The sequence below is a fragment of the Aphanothece hegewaldii CCALA 016 genome (assembly GCF_003007785.1).
GTDB classification, from domain to species: domain Bacteria; phylum Cyanobacteriota; class Cyanobacteriia; order Cyanobacteriales; family Microcystaceae; genus Chroococcus; species Chroococcus hegewaldii.
Genome location: NZ_PXOH01000003.1, coordinates 36,354 through 60,173, shown reverse-complemented (window position 1 = coordinate 60,173; position 23,820 = coordinate 36,354). Strand labels below are relative to the sequence as shown.

Genomic DNA, 23,820 nt, shown 5'->3' with positions numbered 1-23,820 from the left:
AGGGTTTGGCTTCTCTACCCCCGTAGGGGTTTGGTCTCCAAACCCAGTCATCAGTTAATTGAACTATTTTTCTTCGATAACGGGTTTACCGTCTTGAATTGAGCCAACTAGAATAATGTCAGCTAGACCGACAAATAAGCCATTTTCTAAAACACCAGGAATATTATTAATGATCTTTTCTAAACTAGCGGGGTCATCAATACTATCAAATTTAACATCAATGACTAAATTTCCTTGATCGGTGACAACTGGGCCATCTTTTTTTACACCCATACGAAGTTCAGGTTTACCCCCTAACTTTTCGAGTTGGTGCATGACGGGTGTTATAGCCATTGGGAGAACTTCTACGGGTAAGGCAAAAGTTGACCCCAATTTTGTGACCAATTTACTTTGATCAACCACAACGATAAACAGATCCGCTAAAGAATCAACAATTTTTTCACGGGTATGCGCGGCTCCACCCCCTTTAATCAGGTTTTTTTGTGGATCAACTTCATCAGCACCATCGATCGCAATATCGAGCTTTTCAATAACATCAAGGGTTGTTAGAGGAATGCCGTATTTTCTCGCTAAGACTTCTGCTTGAAAAGAAGTTGGAACCCCGACGATATTTTTGAGTTCACCGGTTTTGAGCCGTTCTCCGATATATTGAATTGCAAAGGCAGTGGTTGATCCCGTCCCTAGTCCGACAACGGAGTCAGATTGAACTCGCCGGGCGGCGGCTTTTCCAACTTCTTGTTTCATTGTAACGACGGGATCTTGAGTATCCACCATGTTTAAAGCTCCTAACTTTTTCCGTTACCCATTATCCCTGATTAGTGCGGTATTAAAATACAGCGCTTTTCATAGTTCTGAGTTTATCTAGGGTTTAGACCACTAGCTTAGGTATTAGTAGTTTGAGCGGCTAACATTTCTTTGAGTTTGGCTAATTCAGATGCCCAACGCGGATCGGGTTGAATACCTTCATTGCTTTCCGTACTTCTGTAGCTGCCACTCTCAGTTGATCGACCACGCTTTTTGTTATTGCGTTTGCTAGCTGATTTAGGTGCTGGTCTTTCGGCTTTGGGGCGTTCCGTTTTAATGGGTTTTTCAACGGGTTCTGTCCCTTCGGTGATCATATCTTCGCCTTCGCCTTCACCATCACCATCTTCTTTTCCTTTTCCTTTGGTACGGGGTAGGGCTTTTTCAATTTTTAAGGGGCTATCCATGAAAGATTGACCATTATATTTTTCAATGAATTGATCAGCCATTTCATCCGTAAGAACGGTGACAAAAGCAAAGCCACGACATTTACCTGTTTTGCGATCTTTAATCACTTTCGTTGTGACTGTATCTCCCAATTCGGCGTATACAGCTTGTAAGGCCTGACGTTCTATGGGTTCTTTGGGTAAATTACCTACATATAGGCGAACAGACATGGTAGATTCCTCCATATATTAAATTTGGGATAAAACTTTTTTTTGTCGGACTCATTCATCAATAACCAGCATTCTATCTTGTGAAGGTCGAAACGACTCCACTTTAAAGGACAGAGCTTTAATCGACTTTGTGAATTTTGTTGCTGTAAAAATAGATTAACAAAAAATGGGTCGCTATTTCTTAAGCAACGTCTTTCCTGAAGACCTTTTTTACTGTTAACAATATCGGCTCGTGCCGTCAATGTAGACTTTCCTCTTAACGATACAAAGTTTACTTCGGGTAAATTTCTCTTTTTGTTGGCTTTTCGTTTGAGTTCAGAATTTACCTGATTTCTTTTGCCTTATTAGATTATTACAGAATATTTACACTGTTCGTCAAATATTTCTAGTCTCCCAGATCAAACACTCCCTAGTAAATAAGTAATCTTACTTAAGCTTTTGTTCAACATGAACAATTTTTGTAAAAAACTCTTGCTAAAAAGGATGTCATGTGCATTATTTGATTAAAACTGGGTACTATAGGAGGAACAAAAAATGATTCTTTAGATGGAGAACTCAAATCCGTCTAGAGCATAGTAGACACTTTGTCAAACCTTTGTTACATTACTTAGTAACGAAACAAAAAAGCAAAAATCATTAAATCTATTACATTTTCCACAGGAGAAAGATTATGTCTGAGTCCATGAAACTATCCCTAGAGCAACAATTCAATATCCGTTCTTTTGAAACTCAAGTACAACAAATGAGTCGTGAACAGGCTCAAGAGTTTCTCATGAAACTGTATGAACAGATGATTGTCAGGGAAAATCTATATAAATCCTTCATTAAACATCAATGGGGTATTGAACAAAGTCCCTGGTTTAAATAGAGAGATGAACGGTGTACCAGGCGACCTCCTTCTCTAGCTCGGTTCACGAGTGGAAAATAGCTGGGGAGACGGGGCGCGATTTTTTCCCTCCATCCAATTGTTGTTTTAATTTAATGGCAGAGTGTAAGACTAGCTTTTATAGTTGAAATGTATGATTCTTATCCTTAAAAAGCACATATGTTTCAGAGTTGTCTAATTTGCACAAACTTTTCGGATGGTCTACAGCGTTTAGTCGGTTATGTTCCAGAACTAGCCAATAGTGGTTTAAAGCAAATTATTTTCTTTCATAGTATTCCCGCATGGAAACAAGGGCGAATCCCAAGCCAAAACGATCATGAAGTTATTGAAGCAAGACAAAAACTGGAAAGCGCTTTAAAAAATGTTCCTGATGGCGTTGATGTTAAGATAGAGGTTAGAGCCGGAAGTCCCAACGCTGCAATAGTAGATCTTGTAAAAACCTATTCTATTGATGTTATTTTCACGATACCACCTAGCTTTAGTGGTGTTGAAGAGCAAATCTTTGGTATACCAACACTCGATTTAGCAAAAGTGACCACCGCTCCTTTAATGCTAATGCGTCCTCAATTGACTTCTGTGTACATGAATGAAGAATTGAGTTTTCGTTGTGGGCATCTTTGGCGATATTTACTTATACCTTACGATGGTGGCGGAGCAGCACAATATCTGATTGAAGAAATTAAAAAATATGCGGCGAATCGTCCATCGAACTCGGTACAAGAATGTTTATTACTTTGGGTATTAGAAAGCAAAGCTCGTGCCAATGATCTTTTAAAATACAAACAACAAGAAGCTCAAGAGAAGTTAGACAGCGTTAAACAAGAATTAGAAGCACTCTCTTTAAAAGTTAAAACTGAAATTCGCATTGGAGATCCGATCATCGAAATTACCAAAGTAGCTGTAGAAGAAGATATTAGCGCGATCGCCTTTGCCATGTTACATCGTAATCCTTTTCTTTCTTTAGCTGCTCCCAGTTTAGGTGAATCCATCCTACGTCAGATTTGGTTCCCTCAGATATTTTTCTCGCCCAAGCAATAAAAAACAATAACTACTAAGATAGATAATCTTTAACTAATTAATGTTTACTTGGTGTAATTTCGGGAGAATTAGCAAAACCTGCTTCTAACTTAATCAAGATTTTGGGTTTAAGCTTTTCCAATTCTCGCTTTAACATCCGTTTACTAATTTGGGGTTTCCCCATTGGTGCCATCTGTCCAGCATTCGCCCATTCTGTGAGCATTTTGCCTTGATTGGGCGGTATAGAAGCTGTAATCATATTAAGACATTGATCAGAACCCTCTAACGCGAAAAATAAAATCCAATAACGCCCAGATTCTCCTAAAATACGGGCTGTGCGTTGACCAACTGGTGTTTTTAAATCTAAATAACAAGGTAGCCACCGAGGACCGTGTTCTTTATGGTAGAGAACAGTGATCCAGAGTAACATTGGGTGAGGCGTGGGTAAATAGAGAAATTGATTGTAACGAAGACTCGCCATACGAGTAGCAATATCATCTTGATCTAACATCACCCACAGACTAGCAAAATATGCTTCACCCGCCTTTAAACAGCTAGGAAAAACAATCTTTTGTCGAGGTTTGTCTTTTGGCCAAAAAGATTGTAAACAGATTTCTTTGGCAATAGTAGGATTAATTGGGGCAAGGGGGGCATCTGTCGGAAGTGAGGTTAATTTACTTTTATGCTCTTTGGCGACTACTTTTTCTTTAACGGGTTGTTGCGCTTCTTTAACCAGTGGCTCAATTTGTTCTAAAGTTTGTAATATTTCGCCGATGGTTTGAGGACGGTCAGAGGGTGCTTTTGCTAAACAGCGTAACATTAATTCTTCTAAAGCGGCAGGAATTTTCAGTCCTGGGTTAACGGGGCGAGGTTCTGCATAGTGATGAACTTCGTACCAACCGCCAAAAGAGGAATTATCGGGAAATAGGGGCATTTCACCCGTTAACATTTCATAGACCATAATACCTAGACTATAAATGTCTGAACGGCTGTCGAGTTCTTTGCCTTCCATTTGTTCTGGGGAACAGTAAGCTAAAGTCCCCATAAAAGATTGTGTTTGAGACTCTCCTGATTGAATTAGTTTAGCAATTCCAAAATCAAGAATTTTAACTAATTCTCCTAAACCCGAATCTTGAGTGACTAAAATATTACTTGGTTTGATGTCTCGGTGAATAATTGGACAGAGTTCGCCCTGAAAAATAATTCCTTTGTGGGCGCATTCCATCCCAAAACAGATTTGACGGGTTAGATTAAAAAATCTAGACAGAGGTAGAGGATGATATTTTACAATCTCGCTAAGACTTTCACCTTGTAAAAATTCCATGACGTAGAAAGGGATCTCTTTTTCATCTACGCCATAATCTTTTACCCGAACAATGTGGATACTTCGTTCACCTAGAAGGGCAGAAATAGTCGCTTCTCGTTCAAAACGTTCTCGCATTCTTTTGTTTAGCAAAGCTTGGGAGAGAAATTTTACAGCAACGGTAACTCCTCCTAATAATTTATCTTCTGCTCGGTATACTTGTCCCATTGCACCGCTACCGATTAATTCTAGGAGTTGGTAACGGTTTGCGAGTAAGCGACGATGTCTAGATTCTGCCGACATAGCGAATGGCTACTGTAGTATGATAGTGGGTTAGATTGGGTTAGGGCTTTTAAAAGTCTTCTGTTAGTTATGCCTTAAGATCTCACTTGTTGTTTTAAGCTAGTGGATTTGAAAACGATTTAGAAGACTTACAGTCTAAAGATTCCCTTTTTTATCGGGTAAATAAACAATTCGTGAAGAAGATTTTAAAATTGATGATCTAATACTGACGTTCTAATACGGCTTCCATCGTGCTTATTAAATAATGACCCGATAAAATGCCACTGGATAAATGATAAGTATTGTTATTAGTCCGGTAGAATGTTTCAAAGCCACTACGACGCTGGCGATCGCTTAATACCCAATAACGTTGAATAATTGAATTAGCTCCCACCCATCCTTCACCTTCGATTTGTCCTAAGTCACTTTGTTGTAAAACATAAGTATATTGCCTTTCATCTCCATCAAGCCGGCCTCGATACTGAAAAGATATATCTTCTCGATCGGAACGCGAAAAAGATAATTTAGTCACCATCGTAAACCAATTATCATTTGTCCAGGCAATAATCGTTCGCCCTTTGCAAGGAAGAGGTGATTGATTTCTTTCTACCCAATTTCCTTCGATCGTCCAGCGTCCTGCTTCCAGTAAAAAAGTGTGACTCAAAGCATTACTCCTTCATCTTTCGCGCCATATCATAAAATTACATATAAGTCAACCTTTTATGAGATTAAACAGTTTATGGGTTTTTTTGAGCTTACTGTTTTACTTTTAGGCGACTTACTTCACTTTAATCTATTAGTTGCCTACTAACAAACCCACAAATCGTGACTGAATGTTGGTTTTGACGAAATAGCTTAATCGTGCTACAAATAAAAAGCCGCCGCATTGTATACAATCTAAATAAAACAATGAGTAAAGCTTATCCGCGTGACTTAGTAGGTTACGGAAAAAATCCACCTCATGCAAATTGGCCAAATCAAGCCCGTATCGCTTTACAGTTCGTGATTAACTACGAAGAAGGCGGAGAAAACTGTATTTTACATGGGGATACGGCTTCTGAAGCATTTTTATCAGAAATAGTTGGGGCGCAGCCATTCGCTGGTTTAAGACATATGAATATGGAATCGATATATGAGTATGGCAGTCGGGCGGGTTTTTGGCGACTTTACCGAATGTTTACTCAACGCGGAATTCCTGTAACAATTTATGGTATTGCGATGGCATTAGCGCGAAATCCGATCGCTGTAGCCGCCATGAAAGAAGCAGAATGGGAGATTGCAAGTCATGGCTATCGTTGGATTGATTATAAACATTTTAGTGAAGCCGCAGAACGAGAACATTTAGAAAAAGCGATCGCTATTCATACCGAAGTCACAGGAAGTCGTCCTCTTGGCTGGTACACTGGGCGTAATAGTCCCCATACGCGAAAAATCGTCGTAGAAGAAGGGGGATTTTTATACGATGCGGATAGTTATGCCGATGATTTGCCTTACTGGGACTATGATTACGGTAAGCCACATTTAGTCATTCCCTACACCCTCGATAATAATGATATGCGTTTTGCCTCACCTCAAGGCTTTAACTCAGGTGAGCAGTTTTTTGCTTATCTCAAAGATGCTTTTGATGTACTCTACGCTGAAGGTGAAACCGCACCAAAAATGATGAGTATTGGCTTACATTGTCGTTTAGTGGGTCGTCCAGGTCGAGCAGCTTCCTTAGCACGTTTTCTCGATTATGTCAAGAATCATGAGCAAGTTTGGTTATGTCGTCGTATTGATATTGCTCATCACTGGCATCAGTATCATTATCCTACGACTTGACCTTCAAACGTACACCACCTGCGGGGGCAAAGACAATACCACGACGGACGGGTAATACGGGACGCTGATCGACTAAAGTTAAGGAATAGTTAGTCAAGATGGTTGCTAAGACGATTTTCATCTCGAACAACGCAAAAGCTGCACCAATACAACGACGGTTTCCACCACCAAAAGGTAGATACTCATAAGGAGAGAATTGACGTTCTAAAAAGCGATCGGGTATAAATTTTTTAGGTTCTGGATAAAGTTCGGGTCGTTGATGAGTCATATAAATTGGGATCGCTAAACCCACACCTTGAGGAATTTGATAGCCCATTAATTCCATTGGTTTTTGTAGAACACGTGAAAAGGTAAAGAGTGCCACTGGATAAAGTCGGAGGGTTTCCGCTACAACGGCTGATAAATAAGGTAAACGGGCAATTTCGGAAGGATCAACCTCGGCGATATTGAGTGTAGACAGTTCTGTTAATAGCTTGTCCCGCACTTCAGGGAGATAATGTATCCAATATAAAGCCCAAGATAAAGCGAGTGCAGTTGTTTCGTGTCCAGCAAAAAGTAAAGCTAATAACTCATCTCGTAATTCCTCATCACTTATCCCTTGTCCTTCTTCATCTCTAGCCGAAAGTAGCAAACTCATGATATCCTCACCTGCAAAGTCTTGCTGTTCTCGTCTTTCTTGAATTTCTTCGTCTAGTAATTGATATAGGGTTTTTTGATGACGGAGAAAACGACCCCAAGGACTCCACGCCCCTAAATCTTTTTGTAATGATGGGAAAAATAGAAAAGTTGCATTTAGAGGCACATTAAAAAAGTCGAGATATTTAATTAAAGTTGAACGTATTTTCTCGTAGCGTTCTCCTTCTCTGAGTCCAAAAACGGCTTTAAGAATCACTCCTAGTGAGATTTCTTGCATGACTGGACGCGCTGTAAATCGTCCTTTTTTAATCGGTTCTGCCATCACTTGCAGCGTAATTTCTCGGATCATTTGTCCATAAGCTCGCATCCGTTCACCATGAAAGGGAGGCATCAATAACTTACGCTTTTTCGTATGACGATCGCCATCTTGAAATAAAATCGCCGTCGCACCTAAAAGGGGTTTTAAAATAGCATTAGCTGGCCCTGAGAGGAACAATTCGGGTGATAAGGTAAAGACTTTTTCGATCGCTTGTGGGTTGCTAATGATGAGGGTTGGTGGGAAGGCGGAAAAGACATCTAAGTAGAAATCACCATAGCGTTTGTGCATCGTTTCGAGGTAGTTAAAAGGTTTTACGATGACCCAAAGCATCCTTAATATACTAGCCTTGCTCGATGCGTTTGGTAGTTCTTTTGTTCTATTTGTCGCGGGTTCGTTGAGTTGTACCATTGCTCTTAAAGTGTCAAAGGAAAGTGGTAGCATCGTTTGATTCTGTTATTTATCTTACTCAAAACTCCATAATTATTCGAGTGAACGCTCGCTTTAGGCGCGAATATAATAACAATTAATAATTAGGATTTTGGATGTTAAGTCAACGCTCTTCACGTGACTACAAGCTTTTAAACAAAAGCAATATTGCGATCGTTTCTTCTAGAGTACCGAATTAGGGTTAGAATAAGATAAAGGAAATATGGTATCAAAGGAGGTGTCTTTTATGATCGCTTTAGATTTATCTAAACAAGACATCGCCATGCTAAGTGTGGATGACATTGCTAACTTGGCTGGTCGTTTGGAACAAGATGACTACAATAATCCTTTTGAAGCGTTACAAGATTGGCATTTATTACGTGCGATCGCTTTTCAGCGTCAAGAATTAATCGAACCTTATATCTATCTTCTCGATCTTGAAACATATGATGAATCTTAAGGGTTATACAACTATTCAGCGAGAATTTTTATGACAACGCAACTTACCCCCTCAATTTACGACTTTTCAGCAATTAGTCTTGAAGGTCAACCCGTCAGTTTAAGTAGTTTTAAAGACAAAGTTTTATTGATTGTCAATACCGCTTCTCAGTGCGGTTTTACGCCACAATACAAAGGTTTACAAGAATTATACGACAAATATGCGGCTCAAGGATTGGTCATCTTAGGTTTTCCTTGTAATCAATTTGGACAACAAGAACCAGGGAGCGAAGCTGAGATACAATCATTTTGTGAAACGCGTTTTGGTGTAAGTTTTCCGCTTTTTCAAAAAATTGATGTCAATGGCAAAAATGCACACCCTCTGTATCAGTACTTGACAAAAGTTGCACCAGGAATTTTAGGCACGGAAGGCATTAAATGGAACTTTACCAAATTTCTAGTTGATCGGAGTGGTAAAGTTGTTAAACGTTATGCTCCTCTAACTAAACCCGAAGATTTAGAAAAAGATCTTCAGTCATTATTATAGATGACGGCTAATGCTTGTTGATGTAAAACGGGATTAGATGCGGCTAGAATTTCTGTAGATTGTTCATTAAGTGGTTTTCCTGACCAATCTGTTATTATACCGCCTGTTCCCTCAATAATCGGTATTAACGCACAAAAATCATAATACTTGAGATCGGATTCTAAAATAACCATTGGCATTGCACTCCATCCCGACGCAAGAGAAACATAATTATAACAGTCTCCTCCGAATGCGGTTCGTTTGCAGACTTGTTGTAGTTTAGTGGCGATCGCTTTTTGTCGTTGTGTAATAAACATTAGCGGGGTTGTTGATGTCAAACAAGCATCTTTTAACTGACTTTTTGTTTCTTTGGCATAAATATTAACAAGAGGTTGGTTATTAAGTCGCGTTGTTTTTCCTCTTACTCCTAACCATCGTTCTTTGAGTATTGGTTGATTAACAATTCCTAAGATTGTTGTATTTTTGTTGAGATCAACTAAACCGATTAAAGTACCAAAAATGGGAAATCCTTTAGCAAAAGCCGCCGTACCATCAATAGGATCAAGTACCCAATAAAGACCACTTTCTGAGGAAATATTTTCACCTTCTTCTCGAATAATACCATCTTGGGGCGCTTCTAAAGAGAGCAAATCGACCATTGCTAATTCAGCTTTTTGATCGGCGAGCGTTACAATAGAAGATACTTCCTCTATTTTGGTTTCGGCTTGTAGCTTAGGCTGGCGAAAGGATTGACAGATTATATCTCCCGATACATCGGCTAATTTTTCGGCTAATTGAATCGTTTCTAATAGCATCATTTGATTACGGTTTTTTACTTAAGTGGATTTAGCATGATGATCTAAACTAAATTAAATTCAAAAAGGGAGAAAATCTGTTTTTAAATTTATCTATCTAAAGAAATAGTCACTTGGATATATAGTAACTAATGTTAGTTGTGATGAATACAGATCAGTGTTATCCTGAAAATTGAAAAATCCAAATTTAAACATTTTTACTAGGGAGCCTGATATTTACTGATTTGTTTTGTTGTCTTTTTTTAAAAAGTGTCTTTAATTATATTACAGACGCTTAATCAATAAAAAAATTAGCCAGACAAATTATTGAATATCTATTCAGCGCCAAAAACAAGGCGAATTTCTTTTCGAGGTATCTATAATGAAAACGACAAATTTAAAAAAAGCTGGGGTATTAGCCATATTATCAGCAGCGACTTTAGCAGTTGCGTCACCCATTCAAGCACAAGGAACAGTTGCACCCGATGTAGCGAATGCAGCTAAAACCGCTTGTATTGATAAAGCAAAAGCAGATGGCTACACTTTAAAAGATATTTTAACCGTTGAGCCGTATGATGCGACAGGCGATCGCGTTAAAGTCGTTCTTAACTTAGTCAAAGGTGACACCGAAGCTAGACTGACTTGTGGTTATACTCAAGGAGATCAAAGCGTCGCTTTTGATAATAATCAAACAACCGAAAACACTCAAAATAATGATCGAGGGGTTAGTCCTTGGCTGTGGTTACTGTTACCATTAATTGGTATTCCTTTACTGATCGCATTAACCAGAGGAAAACAGCGTACTACGGATTACAACAATTATGCTACTCAGACAACGGGTACAGAACGTGCCGAAGGGTTTGTCAGAACCAATGGTGAAGCATTAGATGTTTATTCTGGTCCTGGTACGACTTACAGAGTCACTGGAACACTGCAAAATGGCGATCGAGTGAATTTGACTGGACGCAAAGAAAATAACTGGCTAGAATTAGAAAATGGCGGTTGGATTCCTGCCCAATTTGTTGAGACTTCTTATCGTACCATTTAGAAATTAATCCAAAATTTATTTAAAGCGACAGGAGAGAATGTTCTTTCCTGTCCTTTAATTTAAGCCTGATTACTTCCAGAGCGTGTTAGAGTAGTTAATCGGACTATTAAAAATATTATTATCTTTACAATCTTTATCAATTCTTATGTTAAGAGCAGGTATCGTCGGACTACCTAACGTTGGCAAATCTACATTATTTAACGCTTTAGTCGCTAATGCCAAAGCAGAAGCCGCAAATTATCCCTTTTGTACCATTGAACCTAATGTGGGTGTTGTTTCTGTGCCAGATGAACGCTTAGAGGTTTTAGCCAAGATTTCTAGCTCAGAAAAGATTGTACCGACTCGGATTGAATTTGTCGATATTGCGGGTTTAGTCAAAGGTGCCAGCAAAGGAGAAGGACTAGGAAATCAATTTTTAGCGAATATACGAGAAGTAGACGCAATTGTACAAGTTGTGCGTTGTTTTGATGATCCTGATATTATTCATGTATCGGGTTCAGTAGAGCCGATTCGAGATATAGAAATTATTAATTTAGAATTAGTTTTAGCCGATTTTGATCAAGTTGAAAAACGAATTGACCGAGTTCGCAAACAAGCTAAAAATAGTAAAGAAGCACAAGCAGAATTAACAGTTTTAGAATCTTTGATGGCGGTTTTAAGTGAAGGAAAATCAGCCAGACAAGTTAGTTTATCAGAAGAGGAAGAAAGTTTAATTAAATCATTAGGACTTTTGACCCGAAAACCGATTATTTATGCGGCTAATGTCGCTGAAGATGATTTAGCAACGGGGAATGAATGGGTGGAACAAGTCCGCAAATTTGCCGAAACTGAACAAGCCAAAGTTGTGATTATTTCGGCTCAAGTTGAAGCAGAATTAGTCGATTTATCCGAGGAAGAGCGACAAGAATTTTTAGCATCTTTGGATGTAGAAGAAGGGGGATTAAAATCGTTAATTAAAGCGACTTATGAGTTATTGGGTTTACGAACTTATTTAACCACAGGACCTCAAGAAACCCGCGCTTGGACAATTACAGCAGGAATGAAAGCACCTCAAGCAGCAGGGGTAATTCATACTGATTTTGAGAGAGGTTTTATTCGCGCTGAAACCGTTGCTTATCAAGATTTAGTTACTTTGGGAAGTATGAATGCAGCCAAGGAAAAAGGATTAGTCAGAAGCGAAGGAAAAGAATATATTGTGCAAGAAGGCGATATTTTATTATTCCGTTTTAATGTGTAATTATCTGACTATTTTTAAGTAAAAGAAAAAATCAAAAATATAAATATCAATTAAGATATTATTGTTTTTCATCGTTTTCTTGTGGTTTTGGATATGCTCTAGGGCGAACAGAAATTAATTTAATTTCTCCTTTTCGTTTAATTTCTATCTCTAGAGTTTGGCCAATTTCGCTCTGTTCGACTTGTTCTTGAACATCATTTGCCGTTTTTACGGTTTTTTCGCCAACTGCTAATATGAGATCTCCGGCTTGTAAACCTGCTTGCTTGGCTGGAGAATTGGGAACAACACGAATAATAATTACGCCTTCTTTGTCATCAATTTTGAAGCCAAAATCTTTATTCTGATTAATTTGTTTTTGTAATTCTTCAGATAAAGTGACCATATGAATTCCTAAATAAGGATGCTCGACTTTTCCTTTAGAGAACAGTTGTTCAGCCACTCTAGTAGCGGTTTCAACGGGAATAGCAAAACCTAAACCTTGAGCATCAGCGCGAATTGCTGTATTGATTCCAATAACTTCGCCTTTAGCATTGAGTAAAGGTCCCCCAGAATTACCAGGGTTAATAGCTGCGTCGGTTTGAATAAATTTAACTCGTTTTTCAGGTACGCCAACTTCACTACTACTACGACCTAATGCACTAATAATACCCACTGTTACGGTATTATCTAAACCTAATGGATTTCCAATAGCGATCGCCCATTCTCCTGGTTGTAAATTTTCTGCACGTCCTAAAGCAACAACGGGTAATTGGGCGGCCTGAATTTTCACAACTGCAACATCAGTCATCGGATCAATTCCGATCACTTTTCCTGTATAAATTTGCCCATTTTTTAAAGTAACTTTAACTTGACTTGCACCTTCAACGACGTGTGCATTAGTTAAGAGTTTGCCGTCAGAAGATAGAATAAAACCTGAACCCGTTCCCCGTTCTAAATGTTCTTTGGGTGTGGGGATTTCTTCACCAAAGAAACGACGAAAGAACGGTTGTTCTAGTGCGTCTGGCAAAGCCTCTTTAATTTCACGCTCTGCATCTATTCTAACCACCGCCGGGCCAACTTTCTGAACAGCTTTCGCAATAAAATTTAGATTATCTCCAGATGAAGAATAGGAGGGTAAGGCAAAAGGTTTAATCGTTGCTGGAACAATTTGAGGATTTTCATCGATCTGTGTAGTAAGTTCTTGTTCGTTGAGATATCGACTTCCAATGAGTCCCGCTCCGCCACCAAGAGCTAATAAACCGAAATAAATGGCTAATTGTTTTGATGATAACCCCATAAATGTCTAGCCCTAAAAATATGACGATTGTTGAAAAGTTGTCAATTTGGCAAAGCGATCGCTCTGAGAAAGTCATGAATGAGTTGAGTAGGGTCTTTTCTCTACATTCTATTGTCTAACAGCCTATTTTGAACAGATAGCCATGAAACCGTATCAGAAAATCAGAATTCTAGAGTGTGGGGAACCGCTTGTACCTATTCCTTTAGACTATTTCTCGGTTTTATCTCCTCATCCCTATGAAAAATTAGGGGCTAACTATAGGGGAAAGTCTCCGTATTATCTTCGTCGGGGTGTTGTTGAAGCGTTATTAAAAGCACAAACTAATTTAGAGAAACGGTATCCTAGATGGCGTATCTTAATTTTTGATGCTTATCGTCCTGTGAATGTGCAACAATTTATGGTCGATTATACATTTTCGAGTGTATTAAACGAACAAGGATTGACGGCCGAAAATCTTTCCCCCGAACTTGAACAAGAAATCTGGTCACAAGTGTACAAAATTTGGGCAGTACCTAGCTATGATTTGGCAACTCCTCCCCCTCATAGTACCGGTGCCGCAGTTGATTTGACTTTAGTGGACGGGGAAGGGAATTTAGTCGATATGGGGGGCGAAATTGATGAGTTATCGGAGCGATCGTATCCTGATTATTATGCTCAAGCCAAAACTAAACAAGAACAAATGTATTGCCAAAATCGAGAATTATTAAATCAAGTCATGAGAAAAGCGGGTTTTCAGCGTCATCAGGGTGAATGGTGGCATTTTTCCCTAGGCGATCAAATGTGGGTTTTTTTGGAGATGGATTCATCTTTAGTAGCGCGTTATGGTCGAGTCATTGATGATGTAAATTAGGTATTGTTAAACAAGTAGTATTTTTACCAAATCCATAAATAACAACATATTACCCCATAATTATAATTAATACCCTTGAGTTCGTATCCTGAAGAGTAATATAAAAACTTTCACTATTTTGGAGTAGATTAAAAATGACAGAAGACAGGCTCTCACGAATCGAAGAAATCTTACAAGCAACAGCTATTTTAACTCAACAGAACCGACAAGATCTTGTAACATTGACGAATGCTGTTAACACCAATACAGCCCACATCAGACGGTTAGAGGAAAGGCTAAATCAATTTTTAACTCAAGCTGAAGCAGATCGAGAGGTTATTCGGAACGAAATGACAGGTATTCGCACCGAAGTTATCCGAATTTTAGAACATCTTTTCGGACAACAAAACGGAAATTAATTATAAGAAATCTGTATCAGCGTAGGGGTTTGGAAACCAAACCCAGTTTTTATAAGGATTTGGATTCCCTATCCCTACATTATTTTAAGGATGTAATTTATGGCGGATTTAGTATTACTCATTAATCCAATATTTATCGCCATTAAAATGAATCATATGAGTTGGATGATCGGCTAACCAAGCATGAGTTTCCCAAGTAATAGTATTTAAGAGTTTTGGCAAGCATTTTCTTAGGAAGTCCTAAATCATTAATAATTTGTTTGGCTTCCGCGATTAATATTTCTTTTTTTTCATCATTCATAAACTAATTATTATATTTTTTTGAAATAAATTTAAAATAAGCTTAATTGTTGAGAGGATTGTTGATTAGTAATAGAAATATTTTTGGCAATGATTTCATTTTTGTCATAAAAAAAATTTAATTCAAAATAATCTTTACAACTTTTAGCCAAATAATAAGCTAACATTGGTGGAACAGCGTTTCCGATTTGATTAAACACTGATTGCTCACTACCATTAAATTTAAACCAGTCTGGAAAACTCTGTAATCGTGCAGCTTCAAGTGGAATTAGACGACGACGACGACCATCTGGAAGTTTTATACGCTGCATATCACCCGTTGCACCTGCAAGATTACGACAAGTAACTGTACGAGCAGGTTGATCTAGATGAAGATCTCTAGGACGCGAGCAATGTGAGGCTTTCTCGTATTTTATTATATAAGAATCCATACTTGGGGTCAAAAAATTTGATTCAGGTGGTATAAAAACAGCTAAATCACCTAAAGCTTCTCCTGCGGAAATTTTTATATTTATTTTTTGAGGAAACTTAAACTTTCCCCGATGACCTACAATAAAAACTCTTTCTCTATTTTGTGGAGTATCATACCAAACTGAATTTAATAAATCTACTTCAATTAAATAATCAAGTTGACGCAACTGAGTTATTATTTTTTCTAAATATGGTTTATTGCGATAAAAAAGACCTCGAACATTTTCAATTAAAAATAGTTTGGGTTGATATCTTTTCACTGCCGAGATAAAAATTGGAAACCCATCTCTAGTATCGTTCAATCCTTTTTGTTTACCACTCACACTAAAAGGTTGACAAGGAACACCACCTATAATAATTTGAGGATTGGGTAATTCTGTATATTCGGTTAATTTAATATTCAAGCAATCTCCTTGAAGGTTTTGTGAATATGAAAGACACGCATCTCGATTGATTTCATAGCCAACTGTTAAAAATCCTTGTGCCTCAAATCCTAAACTTAATCCGCCACATCCAGCAAATAAATCCATAACTAATGGTAAATTATGGTTAATTTTAGGTTTTAATAAACTATTAATTTTATTGGTGTATGGAGAGGTATTAAGTTTATTATTTGAATAATTTTCATTCATGTTTTTCAAGAATTAGTTTCTATAATAAATTTAGGGTTATAGCTAATCATAAAGCAATATAGCTATCTATATAATACTTACTTAGGCAGTAACATCATCGCTTTTTCTAATGCTTCTAAAGTAAATTTAATTTGTTCTTCGGTATGAGAAGAAGTAATAAAAAAGCGTAAACGAGCAGCATTATAAGGAACAGAAGGATAAACCATTGGTTGTACATTAATACCTTGTTTAAATAGTTCTTTGCATAATTCGACAGAGGCATCAGGTTCACCGATAATAATTGGTATGATTGGTGTATTATTACTAATTCCTGTATTGAATCCGAATTTTTGAGCAAGAGAAAGGAAAAGTTTAGAACGATCGCATAATAATTTCACTCGTTTTGGTTCAGTTTTAAGAAGTTGTAAAGCAGCTAAAGCAGATGCAGTATTAGCGGGAGTCATTCCCACACTAAAAACAAAACCAGGCGCACTATATTTAAGATATTCAATGATTGCTTTAGAAGCAGCAATATAACCCCCACAACTTGCAAATGATTTACTCAGGGTTCCCATCCATAAATCAACATCTTTTGCAGGTATATTAAAATATTCACCTATTCCTCTTCCTGTTGCACCAAGTACCCCGATAGAATGGGCTTCATCTACCATTAAAAATGTTTTATAATGTTTTTTCAATTCCACTATTTCAGGCAAAGGAGCAATATCACCATCAGTACTATAAATTCCTTCAATAACAATCAAAACTTTTTCATACAAATGACGATGCTGAATCAAAAGTTGTTCTAGAATTTGCCAGTCGTTATGGGGAAATTCTATTAATGTCGCACCCGACATTTGACACCCTTGACGTATACTATTATGACTCAGGGCATCATATAAAATTAGATCATTTCTTCTAAATAAATGACCAATTGTAGTAACATTTGTCGTATGACCACCAATATAAACAATACAGTCTTCAGTTCCTAAAAAATCAGCAATTTCTTTTTCTAATGCTTGGTGTAAAGCAATTTCACCAGATAAAATACGACTCGCCGAAACAGAAGTCCCATAACGATCTATTGCCTCTTTTGCTGCTTGAGAAACTCTTGGATCACCAGACATTCCGATATAATTATAACTAGAATAATGAATGTATTCTTGTTGATTAATTATCATGGTATCTTTAGCAATTCCATCACGAACGATAAAAAATGGGTTGCCAAGTTGATTAGCTTTATTGATATCATTTTTTAAGCTAATATATTCACTAGATTCCTCAAATTTATAAAATTGTTGGGGTATATTCTGTATTTCGCTTTTGATTTGTGGTGTAACAATTGATGGTTTATGACCATTGGTATGTAAATTATTGGTTACTGGTATTTGGACAATATCTACTATTTCATTTTGTCCAATTTCTGTTACGGACACTCTGGTATTTTCGACTTGTCGAAAATACGTGTCCTCGAGTAAATAGTTAGTCAATAACTCGACAGAAGGATAATCAACGGATAGATTATTAGAAAGGGTAATATCTAGACTTACTTGTAGATTATTTTTGAATTCTACTGCCATTAAAGAATCCATCCCTAAATCAGAAAAATTCTGTGATAGGTCAATTTGGTCCGCTTGACTAAAACCTAATACTCTAGCTAATTGATGTCGTATATGTTCCGATAAAAATTGTTTTTGTTCACTTTTAGGAGTTGCTTCAAATTGTTGGATAAATTCTGAACTTTGTTTAGTTGTTTTTTCAGGAATTGGAGTAACAATAGGTTTGAGTTTTTCAAAGAAAGGATATTCTTTATTAGGTGGTAATTGAGTTAAGAATTTTGACCAATCTACTAAAAAGACACCCGACTGAGTAAGATTTTGCTCTAATAGAGATTCTAGAACTTGTAAACCAAATTTTGGGGTAATACTGGTAATTCCTTTAGTTGCCAAGAGATTTTGTTCTAAATTAACGGCCATTCCTGCATCACTCCAAGGGCCCCAATTAATACTTAGTCCATGCAGACCCAAACTACGGCGATAATGGGCTAGAGTATCCATAAAAACATTAGCTGAAACATAGCTAGATTGACCTAGAGAGCCTATCAAAGAAACTATTGAGGAAAAACAAACAAAAAAGTCTAATGGTAGCTCTTGAGTGGCAATATGAAGATTCCACGCACCTTGTACCTTTGCATCCATCACCTTTTTAAATCGTTCCCAAGTCAGGTTAGACAGCATTCCATCATCTAAAACCCCTGCTGCATGAATAATTCCTGCAAGTGGGGGTTGTTTTTTTCCTCTTCTTTTTTGCCCGATAATACGATTAACGTCTTGTATTTTGGAAATATCGCCTTTAGTAATAGTAATTTCTACACCGTCTTGTTTTAGCTGTTGAAGGGTTTCTTGTGCGGTTATAGATGGGTTGCTACGACTAACGAGAATTAAATGTTTTGCACCTTTTTGTACTAACCATTGAGCGACTTGTAATCCTAATGCACCTAAACCACCAGTAATTAAATAAGTGCTATCGGTCTTAATATTTAGTGTAGATGAGGATTGCTCGTTTAAAGAAATAATCACTTTACCGATATGTTTTGCACCAGCAATATAGCGAAATGCGTTTACAGATTCTTTGATGTCAAAAACTTTATGCGGTAAGGGTTTTAGGCTACCATTTTGGAAAAGAAGCATTAATTCTCTAAGTAATTTAGCAATTAAATTAGGATTATCTCGCGCAATTTCTAGTAAATCAAAGTGATAATAAGTTATATCATTGCGAAACTGTTTAACTTGTTCTTCATTCCAAACGCCAATCTTACCAATTTCAACAAATTTACCCTCTTTTTTGAGAACTTGTAAACTATGGGGAATATAATCACCATTAAGACTATTTAAAACCAGATCAACGCCTTCATTATTGGTTAATGTCATGATTTCTTGAGAAAAATCGAGATTACGAGAATTCATGATGTGTTGAATTCCCATTTCTCGCAAAAAATCCCATTTTGGTAAACTTGCGGTGGCAAAAACTTTCGCCCCGACTCGTTGGGCTATTTGTACTGCTGCAAGTCCTACTCCTCCTGCTGCTGAATGGATTAGAATACGATCGTCTGCTTTAATTTTGGCTAAATAATGTAACCCGTAATATGCGGTTAAAAATGTACTGGGAATGGTTGCTGCTTCACTAAAAGTCATCTGGTTGGGTTTGGAGACGACAAACTGTGATTTAACGGTGACAAAACTCGCTACACTACTTAAAGCGAATACTGCGATAACTTCATCACCTATTTGTAACCCTTTAACCGCTTCTCCTATTGCTACGATTTTTCCTGCACATTCGCCCCCAAATGGAATATCAGACGCATTTTTAAACCCCATTTGTTCTAAATAAGGTTGTAGCATTCCGAGTGCATTTAAAACATCACGAAAGTTTACACCCGTAGCATTTACAGCAATTTCGATTTCATCGGGTGCAGGTTTTCGACGTATTAAAGGTGTAAGTGTTAAATTATCTAATGAGCCTGTTTGTGTTATTTTTAATTGAATAGATTCGTTTTTTTGCTCATCTAATATTTGTGGAACTAAACGCGGTACATAACGTATTCCATCACGATAGGCGATTTGTTCTTCATTGTCAGGATTTAGTAATTCATTTTCTAAGATTTGTAGATTTTGTTCGAGTGAATCTAAATCGATAGTGCGACAAAATAAATCAGGATATTCTAACCGAATAACACGCGCAATTCCCCATAATGTCGATTGTTGTATTTGTAATTGGGTTTCGTTTTTTACTACCTGAGTATTTTTTGTGATTAAGTTTAGATGAGTTACTTTGGTTTGATTTAAAGCTTGCATTAAATGTAAGACACTTCCACAACCTCTAATTTGTGATTCAGCTAAATTCGTTGATTCATCTAAACCCCACAGGTGAACAATTTTTAAATCAGAACGTTTTTGATTGAATAAACGTTTAAAATCTTCACTTTTTGAAGGATTAATTTGATAGTGTTGCTTATCAATGCAAATATAAGTGTCTCCAATACTTACTAAAATACAATGATTTCCTTGTTTTTGGATTACATCGGCTAATTTATTTCCTATTCCTTGAGCGTCTGCAAAAATCAGCCAATTTCCTACTAATTTTTGAGTTTGTTTGGATTTCGGTTTTGCTTGCCAAGAAATTTGATAATATAAATTATTTTCTAATTGTTGTGTAACTTCTTTTTTCGGTTTATCTTGAAAAATTTGCTCTAACGATTGACGTTTAACTGCTTTTAAGGTAAATCCTTTTAGATCAGCTAAAATACTTCCAGATTCAGTTAATAATTGTATATCGGCTTTGATTTCTGTAGTATTTTGTTGTTTAATTTCTACAAAACTCCAAAACAAATTAGTTAATGGACGATAAAAATAAATACTTTCTAAGCCAACTGGAAGATAGACTATATCATCTTTTTTTTCTAAATTTGCCCCAATAATCTGAAAACTGGCATCTAATACAGTGGGATGAAGCTGATAGTTTTTCGCTTCTTGTTGTAGACTATCTGGCAGTTTAATTAGTCCTAAAACTTGATTATTACTGTAGTATATGTCTTGAATCCCCTGGAAGTAAGAACCGTAATTTAAGCCTTGTTTTTGACAATTTTGATAGTGTTCAGCAATAGATAAAACTTGATGACATTCATTTTTTATTTTTTGAAGATTAACTGACTTCTGTTGATACTTTTCGGGAATTACAATATCACCCTGAGCATGAAGAGTACTAACTTGAGCTTCATTAATGGTAAAAACTTTAAATTGTGACTCTACAGGATCTAAAATTAATTGAATTGTTTTACTAACACCTTCACTTAAAGTTAATGGTTGTTCAATTCTAACATTTTTCAGTTGAATATTATTCTCAGGATAAAGACTATAACTGGCTGCTATTGCCATTTCTATATAAGCAGCAGCAGGAAAAATCGGCGTATTTTCTAAACAATGGTCTTGTAGGTAAATCGGTTTATTTTGACTAATTTTTGTTTGAAATAGAATTGAGTAACTATTGGCAATTGATACGGCTTGTCCTAAAAGAGGGTGAATGGTGGGGCTATTTTTTTCGACTTGAGATGAAAAAGAAGTAATAAACTGTTCGGCATTTTCAGCCCAATAACGTTGACGTTGAAAGGGATAAGTAGGTAATGTAACTAAACGACGAGAATAATCTTGATCGAAACTAACCCAATTTATTTTATATCCTTTTAAATAAAGTTCGCTCAAACTGTTTAATAATTGTTGCCAGTCGGAACAGCCTGAACGTAAACTGGGTAGTAAAGACATTTCATGGCTTGTAGTCCATACAGTGCGAATCATTCCCAGTAAAGTCGGTTGTGCGCCAATTTCAATAAATATTTTATAGTGATTTTGGAGAGTCGTAATACTTTGAGCAAACTTAACCGCTTGTCTAATATGCAGACACCAATATTCAGGTGTAGCAATATCATCGGTGATAAAGTCTCCCGTCAGATTAGAAATTAAACTTAAACAGGGTTGATGATAGGTTATTTCACGAGCAACTTGAGCAAAATCATTTAAAATTGGTTCCATCAAGGGAGAATGGAAGGCGTGAGACACTGTTAGTGGCTTTGTTTTGATGCTTAGTGCTGTAAAATAGGCTTGAATCGATTTTATGGCATCAATTCGCCCTGAAATGACAAAATTTTCTGTACCGTTAAACGCCGCAATAGAGACATCTTCCGCATAAGATTGTATTGCCTCTCGTACTGTCGTTTCATTTGCTAAAACGGCTAACATCATGCCATCATTAGGTAAGGACTGCATCAAACGACCACGCGCTGCAATCAGTTTTAACCCATCTTCTAAGCTAAAAACTCCCGCTAGACAAGCTGCGACATATTCCCCAACACTATGCCCTAAAACGACGGATGGCACAACACCCCACGACATCCATAGAGTCGCTAACGCATATTCAAAGGCAAATAAAGCGGGTTGGGTATAAATGGTTTGATCGATCAATTCTGAAGAGATAACATCGAGTAAAGGTATATTTATATATGCTTTTAAGATTTCTGCACAACGATCGAGTGTTTGTCTAAATAGGGGTTGGGTGTCGTACAGTTGTCGCCCCATATTGATATATTGTGAACCTTGTCCTGTAAAAAGAAAAACAATCGGCTCAAGTTTTGTATCATTTACTTGACAAAACTGAATTGATGGTGTATGTAAATTTTGGCTAAAAGCCGTTAAATTTTCTTGTAATTGTTCTCTAGATTCTGCTATTACAGACAAACGATAATTAAACTGTGAGCGTCGGGTATTGGCTGTATAACAAATATCCGCGATCGATGTTACAGGATTTTGTTCTAAATATAGTCGATAATGATCAGCAAGTTCTCGTAATGCGGGTTCTGTTTTTGCCGAAAGCGTCAGTAGATGGAATGGACGTTCTAAGATTTTAGAGCTATAAGATTGACTAATTGGGGCTTCTTCTAGTACAACATGAGCATTAGTACCACCAAAACCAAAAGAATTAACACCAGCAATGAGGGGAGTTTTGGTATTATTCCAAGGCGTTAAGGTTTCCTGTACACGTAGCGGGAGATTAGACCAATCTACGGCAGGATTAGGCTTATTAAAGTGTAAATTGGCTGGTATTTGACGTTTTTTTAAAGCTAGTGCGACTTTAATGAGTCCTGCTATTCCTGCTGCGGTTTCGGTGTGTCCGATATTGCTTTTGACTGAACCAATGGCACAAATATTATCTATATTACGGTTTGGGGCGAGAACTGTGTTAAGGGCTTCTAATTCGATGCGATCGCCGATTTTGGTTCCGGTGCCATGTGCTTCGATGTACTGTACCTTGTCTGGAGAAATCCCCGCGTTGTGATACGCTTCTTTTAGAACATCAATCTGTGATTGTAGGTTAGGTGCAGCGAGTCCAGAAGTACGCCCATCTTGATTTGTAGCTGTCCCACGAATGATAGCATAAATCCGATCTCCATCCGCGATCGCATTCTTGAGGGGTTTCAGAATAACGGCACCTGCTCCCTCACTCCGTACATAACCATTAGCATCAGCATCAAAACTTTTACAGCGTCCCTCACTCGACAGAAAACCGCCTTTGGTAAAACCCACCACACCGCCTGGCAGCATAATAATATTCACACCACCCGCTATGGCTAGAGTTGATTCCCCTGTATATAAACTATGACACGCTAGATGTACAGCGACTAAAGAAGACGAACAAGCTGTATCTACTGCTAAACTTGGCCCTTTGAAATCAAATACATATGAAATTCGATTCGCTGCTAGACAGTTGGCGGTTCCAGTGGTACTGTAGGGGTCATTTAAGGGTTTGTGCCAAAGCATCGTCGAATATTCATGACTGCCAATCCCAATAAATACACCTGTTCTAGTTCCTGCGATTTGTTCGGGGATAATTCCCCCATCTTCTAAAGCTTCGTAGGCAACTTCGAGCATGAGGCGTTGTTGGGGGTCCATTGAAAGGACTTCTCGCGGTGCAATGCCAAAAAATAGCGGGTCAAAATGGTCAATTTGATCGAGAAAACCTCCCCATCGTGTATTTGTTTTGTTGGGTTCTTTTGCGTCGGGATGGTAATAAGTATCTACATTCCAGCGAGAGGAGGGAACTTCAGTAATAGCATCTTTGCCATCTCGCATTAATTGCCAGAAAGCAACTGGGTTTGGTGCACAAGGGAAACGACACCCTATACCAATGATAGCGATCGGTTCATTTGACATAAT

Annotated in this window: 19 protein-coding genes; 9 read left to right on the top strand and 10 right to left on the bottom strand. The window is 37.5% G+C overall.

Features of this window, described 5'->3' with window-relative positions:
* Positions 1-63 precede the first annotated feature (63 nt).
* Both rpiA and C7H19_RS03600 read right to left on the bottom strand, forming a co-directional pair.
* The gene (gene rpiA, locus C7H19_RS03605) at positions 64-774 is read right to left on the bottom strand and encodes a ribose-5-phosphate isomerase RpiA (RefSeq protein WP_106455527.1); all 711 of its coding nucleotides are present in this window, start codon (positions 772-774) and stop codon (positions 64-66) included.
* A 107-nt stretch (positions 775-881) separates the two neighbouring features.
* A complete protein-coding gene (locus C7H19_RS03600) occupies positions 882-1,418 on the bottom strand; it encodes an RNA recognition motif domain-containing protein (protein ID WP_106455526.1) in 537 nt (178 codons plus the stop codon).
* A gap of 670 nt (positions 1,419-2,088) precedes the next feature.
* Here C7H19_RS03600 and C7H19_RS03595 point away from each other — a divergent pair.
* Positions 2,089-2,286 carry an NblA/ycf18 family protein gene (locus C7H19_RS03595; RefSeq protein ID WP_106455525.1) on the top strand — a complete coding sequence of 66 codons (198 nt, stop codon included), beginning with the start codon at positions 2,089-2,091 and terminating at the stop codon, positions 2,284-2,286.
* A gap of 177 nt (positions 2,287-2,463) precedes the next feature.
* Positions 2,464-3,342 (top strand): universal stress protein, encoded by an 879-nt coding sequence (locus tag C7H19_RS03590; RefSeq protein ID WP_106455524.1) that lies wholly within the window; start codon positions 2,464-2,466, stop codon positions 3,340-3,342.
* 37 nt (positions 3,343-3,379) lie between these two features.
* On the opposite strand, the gene C7H19_RS03585 is transcribed toward C7H19_RS03590, so the two are convergent.
* The gene (locus tag C7H19_RS03585; RefSeq protein WP_106455523.1) at positions 3,380-4,927 is read right to left on the bottom strand and encodes a serine/threonine-protein kinase; all 1,548 of its coding nucleotides are present in this window, start codon (positions 4,925-4,927) and stop codon (positions 3,380-3,382) included.
* 199 nt (positions 4,928-5,126) lie between these two features.
* Entirely contained in the window at positions 5,127-5,570 is a 444-nt protein-coding gene (locus C7H19_RS03580; protein ID WP_106455522.1) for a hypothetical protein, read from the bottom strand.
* Positions 5,571-5,815: 245 nt separating this feature from the next.
* On the opposite strand from C7H19_RS03580, the gene puuE reads away from it, so the two are divergent.
* The gene (gene puuE, locus C7H19_RS03575; RefSeq protein WP_106455521.1) at positions 5,816-6,727 is read left to right on the top strand and encodes an allantoinase PuuE; all 912 of its coding nucleotides are present in this window, start codon (positions 5,816-5,818) and stop codon (positions 6,725-6,727) included.
* Here puuE and C7H19_RS03570 read toward each other — a convergent pair.
* Positions 6,717-8,123: a cytochrome P450 gene (locus C7H19_RS03570; protein ID WP_245927275.1), complete on the bottom strand. Its 1,407-nt coding sequence runs from the start codon at positions 8,121-8,123 to the stop codon at positions 6,717-6,719. The genes puuE and C7H19_RS03570 overlap by 11 nt on opposite strands.
* A gap of 232 nt (positions 8,124-8,355) precedes the next feature.
* Between C7H19_RS03570 and isiD the strand changes: the two genes are divergently transcribed.
* Both isiD and C7H19_RS03560 read left to right on the top strand, forming a co-directional pair.
* Complete coding sequence (gene isiD / locus C7H19_RS03565; protein WP_106455520.1) at positions 8,356-8,568, top strand: protein IsiD; 213 nt, start codon at positions 8,356-8,358, stop codon at positions 8,566-8,568.
* Between the two features lie 30 nt (positions 8,569-8,598).
* The gene (locus C7H19_RS03560; RefSeq protein WP_106455519.1) at positions 8,599-9,093 is read left to right on the top strand and encodes a glutathione peroxidase; all 495 of its coding nucleotides are present in this window, start codon (positions 8,599-8,601) and stop codon (positions 9,091-9,093) included.
* Here C7H19_RS03560 and C7H19_RS03555 read toward each other — a convergent pair.
* The gene (locus tag C7H19_RS03555) at positions 9,078-9,890 is read right to left on the bottom strand and encodes an inositol monophosphatase family protein (RefSeq protein ID WP_106455518.1); all 813 of its coding nucleotides are present in this window, start codon (positions 9,888-9,890) and stop codon (positions 9,078-9,080) included. The two genes, C7H19_RS03560 and C7H19_RS03555, sit on opposite strands and share 16 nt — an antisense overlap.
* A gap of 358 nt (positions 9,891-10,248) precedes the next feature.
* Here C7H19_RS03555 and C7H19_RS03550 point away from each other — a divergent pair, with 358 nt between their 5' ends.
* Both C7H19_RS03550 and ychF read left to right on the top strand, forming a co-directional pair.
* On the top strand, positions 10,249-10,914 hold the full coding sequence (locus tag C7H19_RS03550; protein ID WP_106455517.1) for an SH3 domain-containing protein: 666 nt from the start codon (positions 10,249-10,251) through the stop codon (positions 10,912-10,914).
* A 145-nt stretch (positions 10,915-11,059) separates the two neighbouring features.
* Complete coding sequence (gene ychF, locus C7H19_RS03545; RefSeq protein WP_106455516.1) at positions 11,060-12,151, top strand: redox-regulated ATPase YchF; 1,092 nt, start codon at positions 11,060-11,062, stop codon at positions 12,149-12,151.
* A 58-nt stretch (positions 12,152-12,209) separates the two neighbouring features.
* On the opposite strand, the gene C7H19_RS03540 is transcribed toward ychF, so the two are convergent.
* Positions 12,210-13,427: an HhoA/HhoB/HtrA family serine endopeptidase gene (locus C7H19_RS03540; protein WP_106455515.1), complete on the bottom strand. Its 1,218-nt coding sequence runs from the start codon at positions 13,425-13,427 to the stop codon at positions 12,210-12,212.
* Positions 13,428-13,569: 142 nt separating this feature from the next.
* Here C7H19_RS03540 and C7H19_RS03535 point away from each other — a divergent pair, with 142 nt between their 5' ends.
* Positions 13,570-14,277: a M15 family metallopeptidase gene (locus tag C7H19_RS03535; protein ID WP_106455514.1), complete on the top strand. Its 708-nt coding sequence runs from the start codon at positions 13,570-13,572 to the stop codon at positions 14,275-14,277.
* 134 nt (positions 14,278-14,411) lie between these two features.
* Positions 14,412-14,675 carry a hypothetical protein gene (locus C7H19_RS03530; RefSeq protein ID WP_106455513.1) on the top strand — a complete coding sequence of 88 codons (264 nt, stop codon included), beginning with the start codon at positions 14,412-14,414 and terminating at the stop codon, positions 14,673-14,675.
* A gap of 114 nt (positions 14,676-14,789) precedes the next feature.
* On the opposite strand, the gene C7H19_RS03525 is transcribed toward C7H19_RS03530, so the two are convergent.
* From C7H19_RS03525 to C7H19_RS03515, 3 genes are all read right to left on the bottom strand, one after another.
* Positions 14,790-14,897 (bottom strand): BsuBI/PstI family type II restriction endonuclease, encoded by a 108-nt coding sequence (locus tag C7H19_RS03525; RefSeq protein ID WP_106455512.1) that lies wholly within the window; start codon positions 14,895-14,897, stop codon positions 14,790-14,792.
* Positions 14,898-15,007: 110 nt separating this feature from the next.
* The gene (locus C7H19_RS03520; protein WP_106455511.1) at positions 15,008-16,078 is read right to left on the bottom strand and encodes a DNA cytosine methyltransferase; all 1,071 of its coding nucleotides are present in this window, start codon (positions 16,076-16,078) and stop codon (positions 15,008-15,010) included.
* A 77-nt stretch (positions 16,079-16,155) separates the two neighbouring features.
* Positions 16,156-23,817 (bottom strand): type I polyketide synthase, encoded by a 7,662-nt coding sequence (locus C7H19_RS03515; protein WP_106455510.1) that lies wholly within the window; start codon positions 23,815-23,817, stop codon positions 16,156-16,158.
* Positions 23,818-23,820: the final 3 nt, after the last annotated feature.

Excerpts from the sequence above, each read along its gene's own strand:
- C7H19_RS03550 (WP_106455517.1), top strand. The coding sequence starts at position 10,249 with ATGAAAACGACAAATTTAAAAAAAGCTGGGGTATTAGCCATATTATCA.
- C7H19_RS03585 (WP_106455523.1), bottom strand. The coding sequence starts at position 4,927 with ATGTCGGCAGAATCTAGACATCGTCGCTTACTCGCAAACCGTTACCAA.
- puuE (WP_106455521.1), top strand. The coding sequence starts at position 5,816 with ATGAGTAAAGCTTATCCGCGTGACTTAGTAGGTTACGGAAAAAATCCA.
- C7H19_RS03595 (WP_106455525.1), top strand. The coding sequence starts at position 2,089 with ATGTCTGAGTCCATGAAACTATCCCTAGAGCAACAATTCAATATCCGT.
- rpiA (WP_106455527.1), bottom strand. The coding sequence starts at position 774 with ATGGTGGATACTCAAGATCCCGTCGTTACAATGAAACAAGAAGTTGGA.
- C7H19_RS03535 (WP_106455514.1), top strand. The coding sequence starts at position 13,570 with ATGAAACCGTATCAGAAAATCAGAATTCTAGAGTGTGGGGAACCGCTT.
- C7H19_RS03570 (WP_245927275.1), bottom strand. The coding sequence starts at position 8,123 with ATGCTACCACTTTCCTTTGACACTTTAAGAGCAATGGTACAACTCAAC.
- C7H19_RS03520 (WP_106455511.1), bottom strand. The coding sequence starts at position 16,078 with ATGAATGAAAATTATTCAAATAATAAACTTAATACCTCTCCATACACC.
- C7H19_RS03555 (WP_106455518.1), bottom strand. The coding sequence starts at position 9,890 with ATGATGCTATTAGAAACGATTCAATTAGCCGAAAAATTAGCCGATGTA.
- C7H19_RS03600 (WP_106455526.1), bottom strand. The coding sequence starts at position 1,418 with ATGTCTGTTCGCCTATATGTAGGTAATTTACCCAAAGAACCCATAGAA.
- C7H19_RS03515 (WP_106455510.1), bottom strand. The coding sequence starts at position 23,817 with ATGTCAAATGAACCGATCGCTATCATTGGTATAGGGTGTCGTTTCCCT.
- isiD (WP_106455520.1), top strand. The coding sequence starts at position 8,356 with ATGATCGCTTTAGATTTATCTAAACAAGACATCGCCATGCTAAGTGTG.
- ychF (WP_106455516.1), top strand. The coding sequence starts at position 11,060 with ATGTTAAGAGCAGGTATCGTCGGACTACCTAACGTTGGCAAATCTACA.
- C7H19_RS03560 (WP_106455519.1), top strand. The coding sequence starts at position 8,599 with ATGACAACGCAACTTACCCCCTCAATTTACGACTTTTCAGCAATTAGT.
- C7H19_RS03590 (WP_106455524.1), top strand. The coding sequence starts at position 2,464 with ATGTTTCAGAGTTGTCTAATTTGCACAAACTTTTCGGATGGTCTACAG.
- C7H19_RS03540 (WP_106455515.1), bottom strand. The coding sequence starts at position 13,427 with ATGGGGTTATCATCAAAACAATTAGCCATTTATTTCGGTTTATTAGCT.
- C7H19_RS03530 (WP_106455513.1), top strand. The coding sequence starts at position 14,412 with ATGACAGAAGACAGGCTCTCACGAATCGAAGAAATCTTACAAGCAACA.